The sequence below is a fragment of the Streptomyces sp. LaPpAH-108 genome (genome assembly GCF_000373625.1).
In the GTDB taxonomy this organism is placed as follows: domain Bacteria; phylum Actinomycetota; class Actinomycetes; order Streptomycetales; family Streptomycetaceae; genus Streptomyces.
Map to the genome: position 1 here is coordinate 629,029 of NZ_KB891987.1, position 14,524 is coordinate 643,552.

Annotated in this window: 15 protein-coding genes; 9 read left to right on the top strand and 6 right to left on the bottom strand. The window is 72.3% G+C overall.

What is annotated here, in order from left to right:
* Positions 1–18: 18 nt before the first annotated feature.
* On the top strand, positions 19–1,362 hold the full coding sequence (locus tag B079_RS0102900; protein ID WP_018544272.1) for a hypothetical protein: 1,344 nt from the start codon (positions 19–21) through the stop codon (positions 1,360–1,362).
* A gap of 114 nt (positions 1,363–1,476) precedes the next feature.
* Here B079_RS0102900 and B079_RS0102905 read toward each other — a convergent pair whose 3' ends face one another.
* The gene (locus tag B079_RS0102905) at positions 1,477–2,565 is read right to left on the bottom strand and encodes a helix-turn-helix transcriptional regulator (protein ID WP_199779853.1); all 1,089 of its coding nucleotides are present in this window, start codon (positions 2,563–2,565) and stop codon (positions 1,477–1,479) included.
* A 523-nt stretch (positions 2,566–3,088) separates the two neighbouring features.
* Here B079_RS0102905 and B079_RS0102910 point away from each other — a divergent pair.
* Positions 3,089–3,430: a MerR family transcriptional regulator gene (locus B079_RS0102910; RefSeq protein ID WP_018544274.1), complete on the top strand. Its 342-nt coding sequence runs from the start codon at positions 3,089–3,091 to the stop codon at positions 3,428–3,430.
* 15 nt (positions 3,431–3,445) lie between these two features.
* Here B079_RS0102910 and B079_RS0102915 read toward each other — a convergent pair whose 3' ends face one another.
* The 4 genes from B079_RS0102915 to B079_RS0102930 all read right to left on the bottom strand — a co-directional run bounded on the left by B079_RS0102915 (position 3,446) and on the right by B079_RS0102930 (position 6,024).
* Complete coding sequence (locus B079_RS0102915) at positions 3,446–3,769, bottom strand: SCO5918 family protein (RefSeq protein WP_018544275.1); 324 nt, start codon at positions 3,767–3,769, stop codon at positions 3,446–3,448.
* 65 nt (positions 3,770–3,834) lie between these two features.
* Entirely contained in the window at positions 3,835–4,161 is a 327-nt protein-coding gene (locus tag B079_RS0102920) for a CBS domain-containing protein (RefSeq protein ID WP_018544276.1), read from the bottom strand.
* Between the two features lie 46 nt (positions 4,162–4,207).
* On the bottom strand, positions 4,208–5,632 hold the full coding sequence (locus B079_RS0102925) for a DEAD/DEAH box helicase (protein WP_026248291.1): 1,425 nt from the start codon (positions 5,630–5,632) through the stop codon (positions 4,208–4,210).
* Positions 5,633–5,820: 188 nt separating this feature from the next.
* Entirely contained in the window at positions 5,821–6,024 is a 204-nt protein-coding gene (locus B079_RS0102930) for a cold-shock protein (RefSeq protein WP_018544278.1), read from the bottom strand.
* A gap of 340 nt (positions 6,025–6,364) precedes the next feature.
* Between B079_RS0102930 and B079_RS0102935 the strand changes: the two genes are divergently transcribed.
* The gene (locus tag B079_RS0102935; RefSeq protein WP_026248292.1) at positions 6,365–6,832 is read left to right on the top strand and encodes an SPW repeat protein; all 468 of its coding nucleotides are present in this window, start codon (positions 6,365–6,367) and stop codon (positions 6,830–6,832) included.
* Positions 6,833–6,973: 141 nt separating this feature from the next.
* A complete protein-coding gene (locus B079_RS0102940; protein ID WP_158684935.1) occupies positions 6,974–7,732 on the top strand; it encodes a hypothetical protein in 759 nt (252 codons plus the stop codon).
* Positions 7,733–7,766: 34 nt separating this feature from the next.
* On the opposite strand, the gene B079_RS0102945 is transcribed toward B079_RS0102940, so the two are convergent.
* A complete protein-coding gene (locus B079_RS0102945) occupies positions 7,767–9,002 on the bottom strand; it encodes a serpin family protein (protein WP_018544281.1) in 1,236 nt (411 codons plus the stop codon).
* A gap of 382 nt (positions 9,003–9,384) precedes the next feature.
* Here B079_RS0102945 and B079_RS0102950 point away from each other — a divergent pair, with 382 nt between their 5' ends.
* The 5 genes from B079_RS0102950 to B079_RS0102970 all read left to right on the top strand — a co-directional run bounded on the left by B079_RS0102950 (position 9,385) and on the right by B079_RS0102970 (position 14,522).
* Positions 9,385–10,137, top strand: a complete 753-nt coding sequence (locus B079_RS0102950) for a GntR family transcriptional regulator (protein WP_018544282.1) — start codon at positions 9,385–9,387, stop codon at positions 10,135–10,137.
* A 338-nt stretch (positions 10,138–10,475) separates the two neighbouring features.
* Positions 10,476–10,667 (top strand): hypothetical protein, encoded by a 192-nt coding sequence (locus B079_RS0102955; RefSeq protein WP_018544283.1) that lies wholly within the window; start codon positions 10,476–10,478, stop codon positions 10,665–10,667.
* Between the two features lie 18 nt (positions 10,668–10,685).
* On the top strand, positions 10,686–11,120 hold the full coding sequence (locus B079_RS0102960; RefSeq protein ID WP_018544284.1) for a (deoxy)nucleoside triphosphate pyrophosphohydrolase: 435 nt from the start codon (positions 10,686–10,688) through the stop codon (positions 11,118–11,120).
* A 155-nt stretch (positions 11,121–11,275) separates the two neighbouring features.
* The gene (locus B079_RS0102965; protein WP_018544285.1) at positions 11,276–11,674 is read left to right on the top strand and encodes an ATP-binding protein; all 399 of its coding nucleotides are present in this window, start codon (positions 11,276–11,278) and stop codon (positions 11,672–11,674) included.
* A gap of 250 nt (positions 11,675–11,924) precedes the next feature.
* Complete coding sequence (locus tag B079_RS0102970; RefSeq protein ID WP_018544286.1) at positions 11,925–14,522, top strand: SpoIIE family protein phosphatase; 2,598 nt, start codon at positions 11,925–11,927, stop codon at positions 14,520–14,522.
* The last annotated feature ends 2 nt before the right edge of the window (positions 14,523–14,524 follow it).

Sequence of the window (14,524 nt, forward strand, 5' to 3'; positions counted from 1 at the left end):
TCCCCGAGAGGTATTCACGTGACTCGCAACGCCCTCACCGCGCGGTTCCTGGCGGCCGTGCCCACCGCGGTCCCGGTGGAACCGCGGTCGGAGCTGGTGCGGACCTTCTACCAGGACGCGCTGCTGACCCGCCCGCTCTTCATCGAGGCGGACGAACGGCGGCAGCTGCTCGCCGACCTGGAGGTGCTGCGCGGCGCCCTGCTCAGCCTGCCCGACCGGCTCTTCGGCGGCGACCTGGAGGCGTTCGCCCGCGCGCTCGGCATGAACGACGACCAGATCCGCTGCGTACTGCGCGGGCGGGGGAGCGGGGTGACCCGGTTCAGCCGCTCCGACCTGTACGCGGACGCGGGCGGGTTCCGGCTGCTCGAGTACAACATGGGCAGCGCCCTGGCCGGTTCGGACATGGTCCACATCAGCCGCGCCCTCCTCAACGACGCGCGGATGAAGGCGTTCGTGGAGGAGAACGACCTGGATCACGTCGACACCACCCGCACGCACCTCGACACGATCCGCCTGGAGTGCGGGATCGAGCCCGGCGCCCGCCCGGTCGTCGCCATCACCGACTGGCCGGAGAGCTACCCGTCGCTCGCGCCGTACATGCGGGTGGTCGCCGCGCACTGGAGCACGCTCGGCGTGGAGGCGTACGCCTGCCACATCGGCGAGCTGACGGCCCGCGACGGCGGTCTCTGGCTCGGCGAGCACCGGGTGGACGTCGTCAACCGGCTGTTCATGCTGGAGGACGTCGCCTCCACGCCCGGCGCCGTGGCGCTGATGGACCCGGTCCTGGACGCGGCCGAGCGCGGCGAGGTGCGGATCTTCACGCCGATGGACGCCGAACTGTTCGGCTGCAAGGCGGCGTTGGCGATGCTCTCCGACGAGGCCAACCGCCCGCTGTTCGAGGAGGCCGAGCTGGCCGCCCTGGACCGCGTCCTGCCCTGGACCCGGATGGTGCGCGAGGGCGAGGTCACGCTGGAGGACGGCAGCCGCGCCGACCTTCTCGCCCACGCGGTCGGGCACCAGGAGGAGCTGGTGCTGAAGGCCACCCTGGCGCACGGGGGCCAGGCGGTGCTGCCCGGCTGGCAGGAGGGGCTGACGTCCGAGGAGTGGGCCGCGCGGGTGCGGGACGCCGTCGGCGGTCCGTACGTCCTGCAGCGGCGCATCCGCCCCGTCCCGGAGTACTTCGCCGACGAGGACGGCACCCTCGCGCCCTGGACGCCGGTGTGGGGGGTGTTCACCACCGCGACCGAAAGCGGCGGTGTCTTCGTCCGGGCGACCCGCACGGACTCCCGTGTGGACGTCGTCAACCTCGGTACCGGGGCCTCGGTCGGCGCCGTCTTCCACGAGCGCACGCCGGACGCCTGACGGCGGGACCTCGCGATACCAGCGGAGCCTCCGGGATACCAGCGGAACTTCCGGAACGTCGCGGCGCAAGGGGCCCGTTCATGACGCCGCGGGCCCCCTCCGCGCGGCCGTCCCTCACCTCTCGGAGAGCCCTTCGGCGTCGAACACCGAGGGCGGGACGCCCGCGGGCGCCGGTTCGCCCCCCTCCGTGTCCGCGTCGTCGAGAAGGTTGGCCCGGCCGATCAGATACCCGGCGTGCAGACGGCTGCGGGCGCCCAGCTGCTCCATGATCTCGGCGATGTGGCGCTGACAGCTGCGCAGGCCCATGCCCAGCCGGCGGGCGATGGCACGGTCGTCGAGGCCGGACACCAGCAGCCGGGCGATGTCCTGCTTCACCTCGGTCGACAGGGCGTGCACCTGCTCCTTCTGGTACCCGGCGGTGAAGGGGGCGGCGCTCGGCCAGGCCCGCTCGAAGGAGGCGACCGCGAAGTCCACGATGCTCCGGTCGTGCACCAGGACCCCGCCCTGCGGGCACCCGTGCAGCGTGATCACGGCGGCCTGCCGGTCGAAGACGATCAGACGCGGGAACCCGTCGCTGAGGGTGCGCACCTCGGCCCCGAGCCGGGCGACCCGTTCGACATAGGCGACGGTCGGCTGGTTGTAGCGCGCCGTGTGCTGGTAGAGCGTGCGCACCTTGATGCCCCGGCGCAGCATCGCCTCGTCCCGGCCGATCGCCTCTTCGAGCACGGGGGTGGGACGGCCGCCGCCGGGCTGCGAGGTCAGCATCTCGCTGGTGCAGGCCGCGCCGAGTTCACCGAGCACGCCCCGTACGGCGCGCAGGTTCGGCAGGATCTCGATCGCGTTGTTCTGGAGCCACTTGGCGCGCGCGGCGGCGTACAGCGGTCGCAGCCGCTCCATCTCGGCGCGGGCCTCGGCTATCTCGATCAGCTGCTCGCTCACCGCCTGCTCTCTCGGGAACAGGGTCTGCGCGGCGGCGCTGTCGGGGCTGACGGCCGTGAGCATCCCGGTCTCGTCATCGGTCGGGCATAACAGGCCCAGCGCCTGGAGGTCGGCGAGAGCCCTCTCGATCACGGCGGGCTCGCGGTCCAGCTGCCCGGGCAACGCGGAGGGCAGCAGACCGGTACCGGTCAGGGCCAACTCGTAGATCGCCCTGCCATCCGTGTCGAGCCGCGGCAGGTCTGACGCTCCCAATGTGATCGACATCCTTTCGGTTGATACGGAGAACCGACGGAGCGTCCCTTTTTCTACGTGGCTCATCGGCCACACACAAGGCGGTTTGAGTGTTGTTCATACGGCGTGTCGGCATCGGTCCCGGCCAACTGCGGCGCGGCGCTCCCCGAGAGCGTCCCTCGCGCACAGGGGTCACTCTTCCGGGGGCTGGGACGGCAGAATCACGCCGCCTGCAAATGGAGTAAATCTGTAGTGGCGACAGTAGACATGGGCGCGGACGAGGGCTAGCGTCGTACCCGTACCCCAGAAGTCGCACGACGAGAAAAGGAGCGGAACGCCATCAGGATCGCCCGGGCGGCAGCGCCCGGGTACCGCAGGCCCCGATTGGAAGGTGGTCCCCGGTCACGCATCCGCGATCCCCGCAGCCCCGCCCCATACGGCGGAACCTGCGGACACAGAAGATCGGCGAAATCAGCCGGTAGATGGTGTGATAGCTCGGGGCCCGGGCGCCACATGGCGCTCGGGCCCCCCGACGCGTCCCCGGAAGAAGAGGTCTATGCCCCCTCGCAGTACCCGTCCCCTCGTCCCCCTCGATGACGACGACTACCCCGCCTACACGATGGGCCGGGCCGCCGAGATGCTGGGCGCCACCCCGGCCTTCCTGCGCGCCCTGGGCGAGCACCGGCTGATCACCCCGCTGCGCTCCGAGGGCGGCCACCGCCGTTACTCGCGCTATCAGCTGCGCATCGCCGCCCGCGCGCGCGAACTCGTCGACCAGGGCACGCCCATAGAGGCCGCCTGCCGCATCATCATCCTGGAGGACCAGCTGGAGGAGGCGCAGCGCATCAACGAGGAACTGCGCGCCCGGCACACGAGCGGCCCGGCCCCGTCGGTCTGAGACCGCGGCCCGCGGCTACTCCGACCACTGAGGGGTGCCGAGCGCGGCGGAAGCCTGCTGGTACGGGTCGGCCGTCGGCGCGGGCGCGGGTACGGCATCGGCCTCGGCGCGGGTGCCGCAGGTGAAGCCGAGCTGGGTCATGGCCTTCAGGACCTCACCGGCGCTGAAGTCGCGGCGGTCCTGACGGGTGACGACCTGGCCGACCTGCTTGGCGGGGTAGTGGCGCCGTCCGACGATCACGAACTCGGCGGTGATCTCCTCGGGCTTGACGCCCTTCATGGATTCCAGCACCCCGTTCTTGGTCAGGTCGAACGGGAAACGGGCGATGACACAGCGCATGATGCCTCACAGAGAGAGGAGAGGACGGATCCTCGTGGGGTGGATGCGGTTCGGCGGGGCCGGGTTCAGCGGGAGTGCGGTTCGGCAGGAGTGACGAGGACGCCCGGAGCGGTGCCGTGTTCCCCGGTGATGTCGCGCAGGCGGACGCGGTCCGTGTAGCCGGAGCTGTCGCGGACGGTGGTGAGCAGGGCCAGGGTGACCAGGCCGGTGCGTCGGCCGTCCTCGTCGCAGACGACCAGACGCCCCGTACGGGCGGCGGCCATGACGGACAGCGCCACCTCCACGGTCATCGCGCCCCAGACCTGCGGCCCGGCCGCGTCCGAGGCGGCGATCGCCGTCCGGTGCGGGTGGCTCGTGTCCGTCGGCCCGGGATGTGTCTGGATCAGCGTCAAGAGATGCCTCCTGCAGTGATGGGTCAGTTTCCTGAGCACGGAACCCCTAGGCCGCCGCGTCGGTGACGGGCGGCCGGGCGGCCGGGCGCCGGCTCGCCGAAGGGGCGCGGCGCCGGCCGCGGACGGGGGCGCCGCGCCGCTTGGGGCGTTCGGTGACGGGCGCGGTGATCACGACCGGGATGCCCGACGGGGCCTGGGCGCCGGTGATGCGGTGCAGGGCCTCCTCACCGGAGCGGACCTGGGTGGTCTGCGGCACGATCCCGGCCGCTGCCATGAGGCGGGACATACCGCGCCGCTGGCTCGGGGTGACCAGGGTGACGACCCTGCCGGACCGCCCGGCACGGGCCGTACGGCCGCCGCGGTGGAGGTAGTCCTTGTGGTCGGTCGGCGGGTCGACGTTGACGACGAGGTCGAGGTCGTCGACGTGGATGCCGCGCGCCGCGACGTTCGTCGCCACCAGCACGCCGACATGCCCGGACTTGAACTGCGCCAGCGTGCGGGTGCGCTGGGGCTGCGACTTCCCGCCGTGCAGGGCGGCGGCCCGTACCCCGCTGCTCAGGAGGTGTTCGGTGAGACGGTCGACGGCGTGCTTGGTGTCGAGGAACATGATCAGGCGGCCCTCACGCGCGGCGATCTCGGTGGTGGCCGCGTGCTTGTCGGCGCCGTGGACGTGGAGCACATGGTGCTCCATCGTCGTGACCGCACCGGCCGACGGGTCGACGGAGTGCACGACGGGATCGTCGAGATAGCGGCGCACGAGCAGGTCGACGTTGCGGTCGAGGGTGGCGGAGAACAGCATCCGCTGACCTCCGGGGCGCACCAGGTCGAGCAGCGCGGTGACCTGGGGCATGAAGCCCATGTCGGCCATCTGGTCGGCCTCGTCGAGGACGGTGACGGCGACCTGGTCCAGGCGGCAGTCGCCTCGGTCGATGAGGTCCTTGAGCCGACCGGGGGTGGCGACGACGATCTCCGTGCCGCCACGCAGCGCGGCGGCCTGCCTGCCGATCGGCATCCCGCCCACGACCGTGGCCAGCCGCAGCCGCACGGAGCGCGCGTAGGGGGTGAGCGCATCGGTGACCTGCTGCGCCAGCTCACGCGTCGGTACGAGGATCAGCCCCAGCGGCTGCCCGGGCTCGGCACGCCGCCCGGCGGTGCGGGCCAGCAGCGCGAGGCCGAAAGCGAGGGTCTTGCCGGAGCCGGTACGCCCGCGGCCCAGTACGTCACGGCCCGCCAGGGAGTTCGGCAGGGTCGCGGCCTGGATCGGGAACGGCACGGTCACGCCCTGCGAGCCGAGCGCGGACAGCAGCTCCCTCGGCATGTCGAGATCGGCGAAGTTCTCCACGGCCGGAAGCGCGGGAGTGATGCTCCGGGGAAGCGCGAACTCGCCCTGCGGGGCGGGGCGACGGCTGCGACCACCGGAAGCTCCGCCACGGGGACGGGGGACGCGGTTGCTCATTCGTGTGCGGTTCATGCGGAACCTTCCTCGATGCGGCGCATATCAAGGAATTCCCGCAGCGATGAGCAGTGCCGAGAATTGCAAGAAACGGCCGAATGGAACGCGAGAGATGAAAGCTGCCGTGCGATGTATACGGCTGGGGTATGCAGCTGGGGCCCGCACCCCGAAGGATGCGGGCCCCAGCTGCACGTGCGTCAGCCGCGTCAGGCGGGAACGATGTTCTCGGCCGTCGGGCCCTTCTGGCCCTGCGCGATGTCGAAGGTCACCTTCTGGCCCTCGAGCAGCTCGCGGAAGCCCTGGGTGGCGATGTTCGAGTAGTGCGCGAACACATCGGCGCCGCCGCCGTCCTGCGCGATGAAGCCGAAGCCCTTTTCCGAGTTGAACCACTTCACAGTGCCAGAAGCCATGTCATTCTCCTTCGGGGCATTACGCCGCTGTCCACACCTTGCGGACAGGATGTCGCCGCGATGATTACCCCGCCCGGAAAAGACCGAATCGCTTTTGGGAACCACAACTGCAACCGAGATCGACAGTAGCACGTCGTAGCGGACCGTGTGCGGTGGATAATTGCGCTCGATTCGCGAGGGTAATAAATCTGCGGGCGGCCCTGATCGAAGCCTCATTCCGCGAACGCAGATATGGGTGGTGATCCGGTGGGTATGCGCATCAGGGTGGGTATCCGTATCAGGGGGTACTCGGGTCGCGCCGGAACCATGGACGTCGAGTCCTGACGCAGGAGGCGCGATCATGACGGAACGAATGCACACCACGATGGAGTCGCACCCGGACATCCTGGCGATGCGGGAGCGCTTCGTGCTGGCGGAGCGGGCGACCGCGACGCGACAGGGGCAGGCGGTCGAGGCGCTGGCGCTCGTCACGGGGCTGTACATGGCGGCGTCCCCGTGGATCGCCGGGTTCAACGGCTTCAGCACCCTCGCGGTGAACAACCTGATCGCGGGTATCGCCTACGCCCTGCTGATGAGCGGCTTCGGCCACGCCTACGAGCGCACCCACGCCCGGGCCTGGGGCGCCGCCCTGATCGGCGTCTGGATGATCATCTCGCCGTGGGTGGTCGCCGGGAACGTGGCCACCACGCGCACGATCGTCAGCAACGTCGTCGTCGGCGCCGTCGGACTGCTGCTCGCCCTCGCGGCCGGTGCCGCGGCCGAGCGGACCGGCGGCCGTAACCGCGCGGCCGGGATGATCGGCCGGTAAGGCCGCACGGCGGGCACGGCCGACCCTCGAGCGCAGACCCTCGGTCACCGGCCCCCGTCCGCCGGGCACCACCCCGCCCCCGTCCTGTCGGTCCCCCCTGCCACACTGTGCGGGCGACTTCACCGGGACGGGGGCGGATCCGTGAGCGACGGTCGGACCGGATACAGCCGGGTCGGCAGATACGGCAGCGTGGCGGTGGCCGTCATCACGCTGCTGTGCGCCGTCGTGGGGCTCGTCCTGCTCACGCTCGTCAGTCTCGAACTGCCCCGGGCCGTCGAGCGCGACCGGGCGCTCAAGGAGGCGGTGGCCTGCCGGTCGGTGCCGAGGGTGCCCGCGGACTGCCTGTGGCGTGCGCCGTTCACCGTCTCCGGCATCCACCTGTGGTCCGGCAGACGCGGCGACGGCATCCATGCCACGCTCACCTCGAAGGGCGGCACCGCGTGGCACACGGAGTTCCGTGACGACGGGCCGGTGCTGTCCGGGCTGCGCGACGGCGACCGGGTCACCGGCACGATCTGGCGCGGGCGACTGGTGCGGATATCCGCCGGTGGCGCCACCCAGGTCACCGAGGCGAGCCCGGACACGCTGCCCGAGAGCCATATCGCCATGATCCTGGTCTGCGGGCCGTCCTGTCTGCTGCTCGCGGTGGCCTGCGCCGCGCGGCTGCGGCGGCCGACGGAGCACAGATGGCGGCGCGGACCGAAGCTGACGGCCGCCCTGGCCGCCGGTCTCACCGTGGCCGGGGTGATCGCGGCTGTCGTCGCCATCGAGCTGGACCTGCCGCTGTGGGCGATGCCCGCGATCTGGTCGGCACCGGCGGCACTCGCCATCGCCCTGACGATCGCCATCTGGCGTCAGGAACCCGAGGGGGAGCAGCGGGCCGAACCGCTCGTCTTCTGACAAAAAACCTGACGGGTAAGGGAGTTCGGGAACCTCACAGCCCCGTCGGACCGCCGCCCAGCCCCATCGCCGGGTACGGCACCGGCTCCGTGACCCAGCCCGCCGTCAGGATCAGCCGGCTCTCGCGGTGGACGGCGAGGAAGGCGAAGGGGCGGTCGAAGACCGCGCGGACCACCGTCGTCTCGTAGCGGTACTCGGGTATCCCGCCCGGCCTCGCCAGCACCGCCGTCACCGCGCCCGCGCGGAAGCCGAGCGCGCCGAACTGGGCCACGGCCGACTGGCGGGCCGCGCCGATGGCGAGCGGGGCGGCGCTGATCCCGGGGAAGTGCGACCCCGGCACCGTCGTGGCCGAGGTGAGCCCGAACAGGCCGGGCTGGTCGAGGAGGTTGTGGTCGGTCCGCACCTCGTACGCCACCGTCCGCACGTCCAGCGCGATCGGCTCGGGCTCGCTCGCGGGCTGCGACTCCACGTGCAGCCCCGGACCCACGTGCCCGAACGGCAGCGCGCCCCCGGCCGTCACCGCGACCGTACGCTCCACCACGCCGACGCCCGCCGAGAGGACCTGGCCCGGCGTCATCCGCTCCTCGCCGAGCACCAGCTGGACGTCGATGCCGTTGTCGCCAGGCACCGTCAGCGTGGTGACGAAGCCCTCCGGGGCGCCCGCGACACCCACCCGGTCCGGGCGGACGCTCCTGCGGTGCAGCCCGCGCAGCCTGCGGCCCTGCCAGGGGCCGGACTCCGGGGCCAGCAGGGTGTCGGTGAACGGCTGCCGCCAGGTCGTCCGCAGCGCGAGCGCGCTCGCCAGGACCATCCGCGCGTCACGCGTCAGCGTCACCGGCATCCGCTCGACCAGACCGCCGGTCCGCTCGACCGCCCACGCGTCCAGCCGCTCCTGAGCCGTGATCAGGTCGTCCCCGAACACCCCGTGGCTGCCCACCGGCAGACCCCCGCGCCACTCCTCGCGGAAGCGCAGGCTCTGGTGCGCCCACAGGCCGAGGGCCGCGTCCAGTCCCGAGACCGAGTCCAGCGCCGCCAGCAGCCCGCGCGCGGCAGCCGCCGCGTGCTCGGCGGGCACCCCGAGGGCCTGGGCCAGTTCGGCCCGCGCCGGGCCGCCCGCGCCGTCCGCGAGGAAGGCCAGCAGGGGCCACGCCCCGGCCGCCGAGAACACCGTGCCGTCGGCCGGGGCCTCCCGCGCCCACCGCGCCGTCAGCCCGTTCACCGCGCGCACCGTGTCGTGCCCGGTCCAGGAGCCCACGCCGGTGCCCCCCACTGCCGCTCCGCCCACTGCCGTGCCCCCACTCCGCCCCTGCCGGTCAGGGTCCTCGCGCCGCGTTCCGGGGCGGTCCGCCCCAGGAGCACCGTACCTGTCCGGTCTGTGCACCGGACCGGAGTCCGGTACGTCCGCTTGCGCCCTCCCGGACACCCGCCGTGCACACCCCGACGCGCCCGGCACGCCGGTCCGGGTACGGCCCCGGAGGTGTGATCGCCGCCGGAGCGGGGAGTCATAGCGGGGGCCCTGGCGGGAAAGCCCCTGGGTGTGGCTCTCCCCGACGCCATGTCATCACTTCGAGTGATTCTCTGGCCTTTGCTTGCACGGCACAACCCAGGGTTGCCAGGCTGTTGCTGTCTGTACAACCTGATGGGAGCGGCCAGTGACTTTCGGTGAGCAGCCGGCGTATCTGCGCGTCGCGGGAGATCTCCGCAAGAAGATCGTCGACGGTTCACTGCCGCCCCACACCCGCCTCCCGTCCCAGGCCCGCATCCGCGAGGAGTACGGCGTCTCGGACACCGTCGCGCTCGAGGCCCGCAAGGTGCTCATGGCCGAGGGTCTGGTCGAGGGCCGCTCCGGGTCGGGCACCTATGTGCGCGAGCGCCCGGTGCCCCGGCGCGTGTCCCGCTCCGGGTACCGCCCGGCGGGCGGGGCCACGCCCTTCCGGCAGGAGCAGGCCGACGCGGCGGCGCGCGGCACCTGGGAGTCGAGCAGCGAGCAGTCCGAGGCCGACGCCGTCGTCGCCGAGCGGCTGGGCATCCCGTGCGGCGAGCGGGTCATGCGCACCAAGTACCTGTTCCGGGAGGCGGGGGAGGCGATGATGCTCTCCACCTCCTGGGAACCGCTCGCCCTCACCGGCCGCACCCCGGTGATGCTCCCCGAGGAGGGCCCGCTCGGCGGGATGGGCGTGGTCGAGCGGATGCGCGCCATCGACGTCATCGTGGACAACGTCACCGAGGAGGTCGGCGCCCGCCCCGGCCTCGCCGAGGAGCTGCAGCTGCTGGGCGGGGTGCCCGGCCATGTGGTCCTCGTCGTGCAGCGGACGTACTACGCCTCGGGCCGCCCGGTGGAGACGGCCGACGTGGTGATTCCGGCCGATCGGTACCAGGTCGCGTACCACCTCCCCGTGAGGTAGCGCACACTCCATGCGCCCCCCAGGGGCCGGCCCCCGTCGGCCGGCCCTTCGTCAGGTGTCCGCGTGCGCACCGCGATCCGGCCGTTTTCCCAGGTGATCGAAGGTCTGTTCGCCTGCCCCGCGTGCTGCGGCACTTCCGCGCCGACCGGGCGCGTTCGCTCGTGTGCGCCCCCCTGTGTTCTGGCCGGTTGCGTACCTCTTCGTGAAAAGCCGTATTCGCAGGGTGAAGGTTGGGCGTACGCTCGGGCATATGCGTATTGCGGTTTCCTTAGGCGGGGTGCGTCGGGAGCCCGGGACCGGAAGCGGGTGGGGCGGTGCGAAGGGGAGCGGTGGGGGCGATGAGTGAGGGTGCGATCGTCCTGCCCTGGATCGTGATACGGCAGGACGACAACGGCAACACCTACCGGGTCGGCCGGTACGCCACCCGGGCCGAGGCCGAGCGGATCGCCGACAGCCTCGACGGGGACGGCCGCAAACGGCTCTACTGGGTCGAGCACATCGGGCGCAGCGGGGAGACCACCCGCACCTGAGCCCGTAGGCTCCCCTTCATGAACGCACGGATCGTGGTGGGTGCCGCCCTGCTCGACGAGGGACGGCTGCTCGCCGCGCGCCGTAGCGCGCCCCCCGAACTGGCCGGGCGCTGGGAGCTGCCCGGCGGCAAGGTCGAGCCCGGCGAGCGGCCCGACGAGGCCCTGGTGCGCGAACTGCGCGAGGAGCTGGGCGTCGACGCCGACGCGGTCGAACGCGTCCCGGGGGACTGGCCCCTGAAACCCCCTTATGTCCTGCACGTGTGGACGGCGCGGCTGCGCCCCGGCTCGGCACGGCCGCGCCCGCTCCAGGACCACGACGAACTGCGCTGGCTCACCCCCGACCGGCTGTGGGAGGTGCCCTGGCTGGATCAGGACGTCCCGGCGGTCCGTGAGGTCGCCGCTCGGCTCGGCGCCCCGACCGCGCACGGAAGCACGGCGTCCACCGAGGGCTGAGGCGGAGCGGGGCTCCGGCGTGCGCCCCGCTCCGGATACGCCGTTCGTGCCACAGTGCGCCCGCTCCTGCGGTACCACCCCTCGAAATGCGGGTATATCGCCCTTGACCCCATGAAAACGGGCATGGGTGGGCTCGCCGGCCTGGGAAGTGATCCGTGAACGACACCGGAGCCGACCGCGCCGAGTGGACGTTCGCCGCGGAGCCGGGCGCGGTGCGCGCCGCCCGCGCCGCCGTCCGCGGCCAGTTGCGCCACTGGGACCTGGACTCTCTCGCCGAGCTGACGGCCCTGCTGGTCAGCGAGCTGGTGACCAACTCCCTGCGGCACGCCACCGGACCCATCGGTGTCCGCCTGGTGCGCCCGTCCGGACTCGACGGCTCCCTCCTGGTCGAGGTCTCCGACCCGCTGCCCGACCCGCCGCGCGAGCGGATCGCCCGCCCCGAGGACGAGAGCGGTCGCGGGCTGCAACTGGTCGCGGGCGCCTCGCACCGCTGGGGCACTCGTCCCGGTGAGACCGGAAAGACCGTGTGGTTCGAACTCGTGGTGCCGGGGTGAACCGGGGGCGCGTCGCACCGTGCGCCGGTGGCGCCGGACACCCCGCGGACGATGCTTGCCCGTGTGGGTGATTCGAGGACGTGTTCCCTGGTTAGAAGAGTGGAAGTGTTGTCGCGGCCCGGTCCGGAACTCACCCGCACCGAGCTGTGATCGTGAACACCGTGTCCTACGGCGCCGTAGTGCTGGATACTGCGGGCAGCCGCCCCCGGTGACCGGTGCCGGACGCGGTGAGCTGGAGGGGACGGTTCGCGTGAGCGAGATACCAGCGAAGGCCACGGAGTCCGAGGACCCGTCGGACGGCGCGAGGAGCGAGGTCGCGGCTGCCGCCACGCGCGGTGAGACACCGTCCGCCGACCTGTGGCAGAGCAGCCCGCCCGGCTCCATCTACGAGTACATCAAGGTGGCCTCCTTCTCCATCGGCCCCGGCGGACTGGTGGAGCAGTGGAGTCTGCGCGCCGAGCAGCTGCTCGGCGTCCCGGCCGGACGGGCCGTCGGCATGGACCCCATCGAGGCGTTCGTCGACCCCGACCTGCACGCCCGCGGCCACCGCAAGATGGCCGAGATCCTGGACGGCCGCGAGTGGACCGGTGTGGTCCCCTTCCGCATGCCGGACCGGGACGACGGCACGCGCGGCGAGGAGGGGCTTGCCGAGGTCTACGTCATGCCCACGAAGACCGCCGACGGGGAGAACGCCGCCGTCTGCATCGTCGTGGACATCCGCACCTTGCGCAGCATCGAGACCGATCTGGCCGCCTCGCAGGCGATTTTCGGTCAATCTCCCTTCGGCTTCCTGCTGATCGACGACGATCTGACGGTCCGCCGGGCCAACCAGCGGTTCGCGTCCATCTTCGGCGGGACACCGGACGACCACCGGGGCAAGGGGGTGCACGACTACCTCCCGCGCGCCGAGGCCGACCGGGTCGCCGCCACCCTGCGCCGGGTGATGGAGACCGGCGAGTCCATCACCGACATGCACGTCACCGGCTTCGTGCCCGGCTCCGACGAGCGGCGGCACTGGTCGATCAACCTCTACCGCGTCTACAGCGGCAGCGGACGCCCCATCGGCATCGCCTGGCTCGGCACCGACATCACCGCCCGCCGCGCCGCCGCCCGCGAGGCCGCCGCTGCCCGGCGCAACCTCGCCCTGCTCAACGAGGCCGGTGCCCGCATCGGCAACAGCCTCGACCTGGAGACCACCGCGCGCGAACTGCTCGACGTGGTCGTCCCCGGCTTCTGCGACCTGGCCACCGTCGACCTCTGCCAGGGCCTGCTCACCGGCGACGAGACCCCGCCGGGCCTCGCGGACGGCAGCGCCGAACTGCGCCGGGTCGCCTTTGCCAGCGCCGTCTCCGACGTGCCCTTCGGCGGCTCGGGCGAACCGGTCGAGGTCGGCGCGGTCCACCGCTTCCCCTTCAACTCGCCCTGCGCGGACGCCCTGCGCACCGCGCGCCCGCAGCGCGTGCCCGCCGAGGAGGGCGGGCTCGTGCAGTCCACGCTGGCCGTGCCGATGGTCGCGCACGACACCGTGGTCGGGATCGTGCAGTTCGCCCGCACCAAGGGCAGCGAGCCCTTCGGCGACCGCGACCGGGACCTCGCCGTCGAACTCGCCGCCCGCGCCGCCGTCTGCATGGACAACGCGCGCCTGTACCGCCGCGAGCACGAACGCGCCCTGATACTCCAGCGGTCCCTGCTCCCGCCCGACGACCCCGAGGCGTCAGGCCTGGACATCGCCTGCCGGTATCTGCCCGGCAACGCGGCCACCGAGGTCGGCGGCGACTGGTTCGACGTCATCGAACTGCCAGGACACCGCACCGCGTTGGTGGTCGGCGACGTGATGGGACGCGGTCTGCGCGCGGCCGTCGCGATGGGCGAACTGCGCACCGCGGTGCGCACCCTGGCCCTGCTCGACCTCGAACCGGCCGAAGTCCTCTCGGCGTTGGACGAGATCGCCCGCGGCCTCGGCACCTCGGGCAACGTCCAGCAGGCCACCCGCGCCGCCCGCCAGCCGCGCGACGCCGACCTGTGCGAGGTCTACCTCGCCACCTGTATCTACGCGGTCTACGACTCCGTCACCCGGCGCTGCACCTTCGCCAACGCGGGCCATCTGCCCCCGGTCCTGGTGGAGCCCGGCGAGAGCGCGCTGATGCTCGACGTGCCGCCCGGGATGCCGCTGGGCGTGGGCGGCGAGCCCTTCGAGGAGGTCGAGGTCGAACTCCCCGAGGGCGCCCTGCTCGCCCTCTACACCGACGGCCTGGTCGAGTCCCGAGACCACCCGCTGGACGAGGGGCTGCAGGCGTTCGTGGGCGCGCTCACCGACCCGGCACGTCCCCTGGAGGACGTGTGCGACCACGTCCTGAACAGCCTGGACACCCGGCACGGCGAGGACGACATCGCCCTCCTCCTGGCCCGCGTCCAGGGCCTGCCCGCCGAGTCCGTCGGCGACTGGACCCTGCCGCGCGAGCCGCGCAGCGTGGGCCGCGCCCGCGAGTACGCCCGCGCCCAGCTGCTCGCCTGGGACCTTGAGCCCCTGGTCGACACCACGGAACTCCTGGTCAGCGAGCTGGTCACCAACGCCCTGCGGTACGGCGAGGGCGAGATCAGACTCCGGCTGCTGCTCGACCGCACCCTGGTCTGCGAGGTGTGGGACGCGGGCCTCGTCCAGCCCCGCCGCAGGCGCGCCCGCGACACCGACGAGGGCGGCCGGGGGCTCCAGCTGGTCGGGCTGCTCAGCGCGGCCTGGGGCTCGCGCCGTACCCCGCGCGGCAAGACGGTGTGGTTCGAACTCCCGCTGCCGGGCGCCGAGAGCACGCTGACGGACCCGGCGGAGGCGCTGCTGAGCCTGTTCTGACC

Excerpts from the sequence above, each read along its gene's own strand:
- B079_RS0102955 (WP_018544283.1), top strand. The coding sequence starts at position 10,476 with ATGAGTGAGGGTGCGATCGTCCTGCCCTGGATCGTGATACGGCAGGAC.
- B079_RS0102925 (WP_026248291.1), bottom strand. The coding sequence starts at position 5,632 with ATGAACCGCACACGAATGAGCAACCGCGTCCCCCGTCCCCGTGGCGGA.
- B079_RS0102915 (WP_018544275.1), bottom strand. The coding sequence starts at position 3,769 with ATGCGCTGTGTCATCGCCCGTTTCCCGTTCGACCTGACCAAGAACGGG.
- B079_RS0102935 (WP_026248292.1), top strand. The coding sequence starts at position 6,365 with ATGACGGAACGAATGCACACCACGATGGAGTCGCACCCGGACATCCTG.
- B079_RS0102905 (WP_199779853.1), bottom strand. The coding sequence starts at position 2,565 with ATGTCGATCACATTGGGAGCGTCAGACCTGCCGCGGCTCGACACGGAT.
- B079_RS0102960 (WP_018544284.1), top strand. The coding sequence starts at position 10,686 with ATGAACGCACGGATCGTGGTGGGTGCCGCCCTGCTCGACGAGGGACGG.
- B079_RS0102930 (WP_018544278.1), bottom strand. The coding sequence starts at position 6,024 with ATGGCTTCTGGCACTGTGAAGTGGTTCAACTCGGAAAAGGGCTTCGGC.
- B079_RS0102910 (WP_018544274.1), top strand. The coding sequence starts at position 3,089 with ATGCCCCCTCGCAGTACCCGTCCCCTCGTCCCCCTCGATGACGACGAC.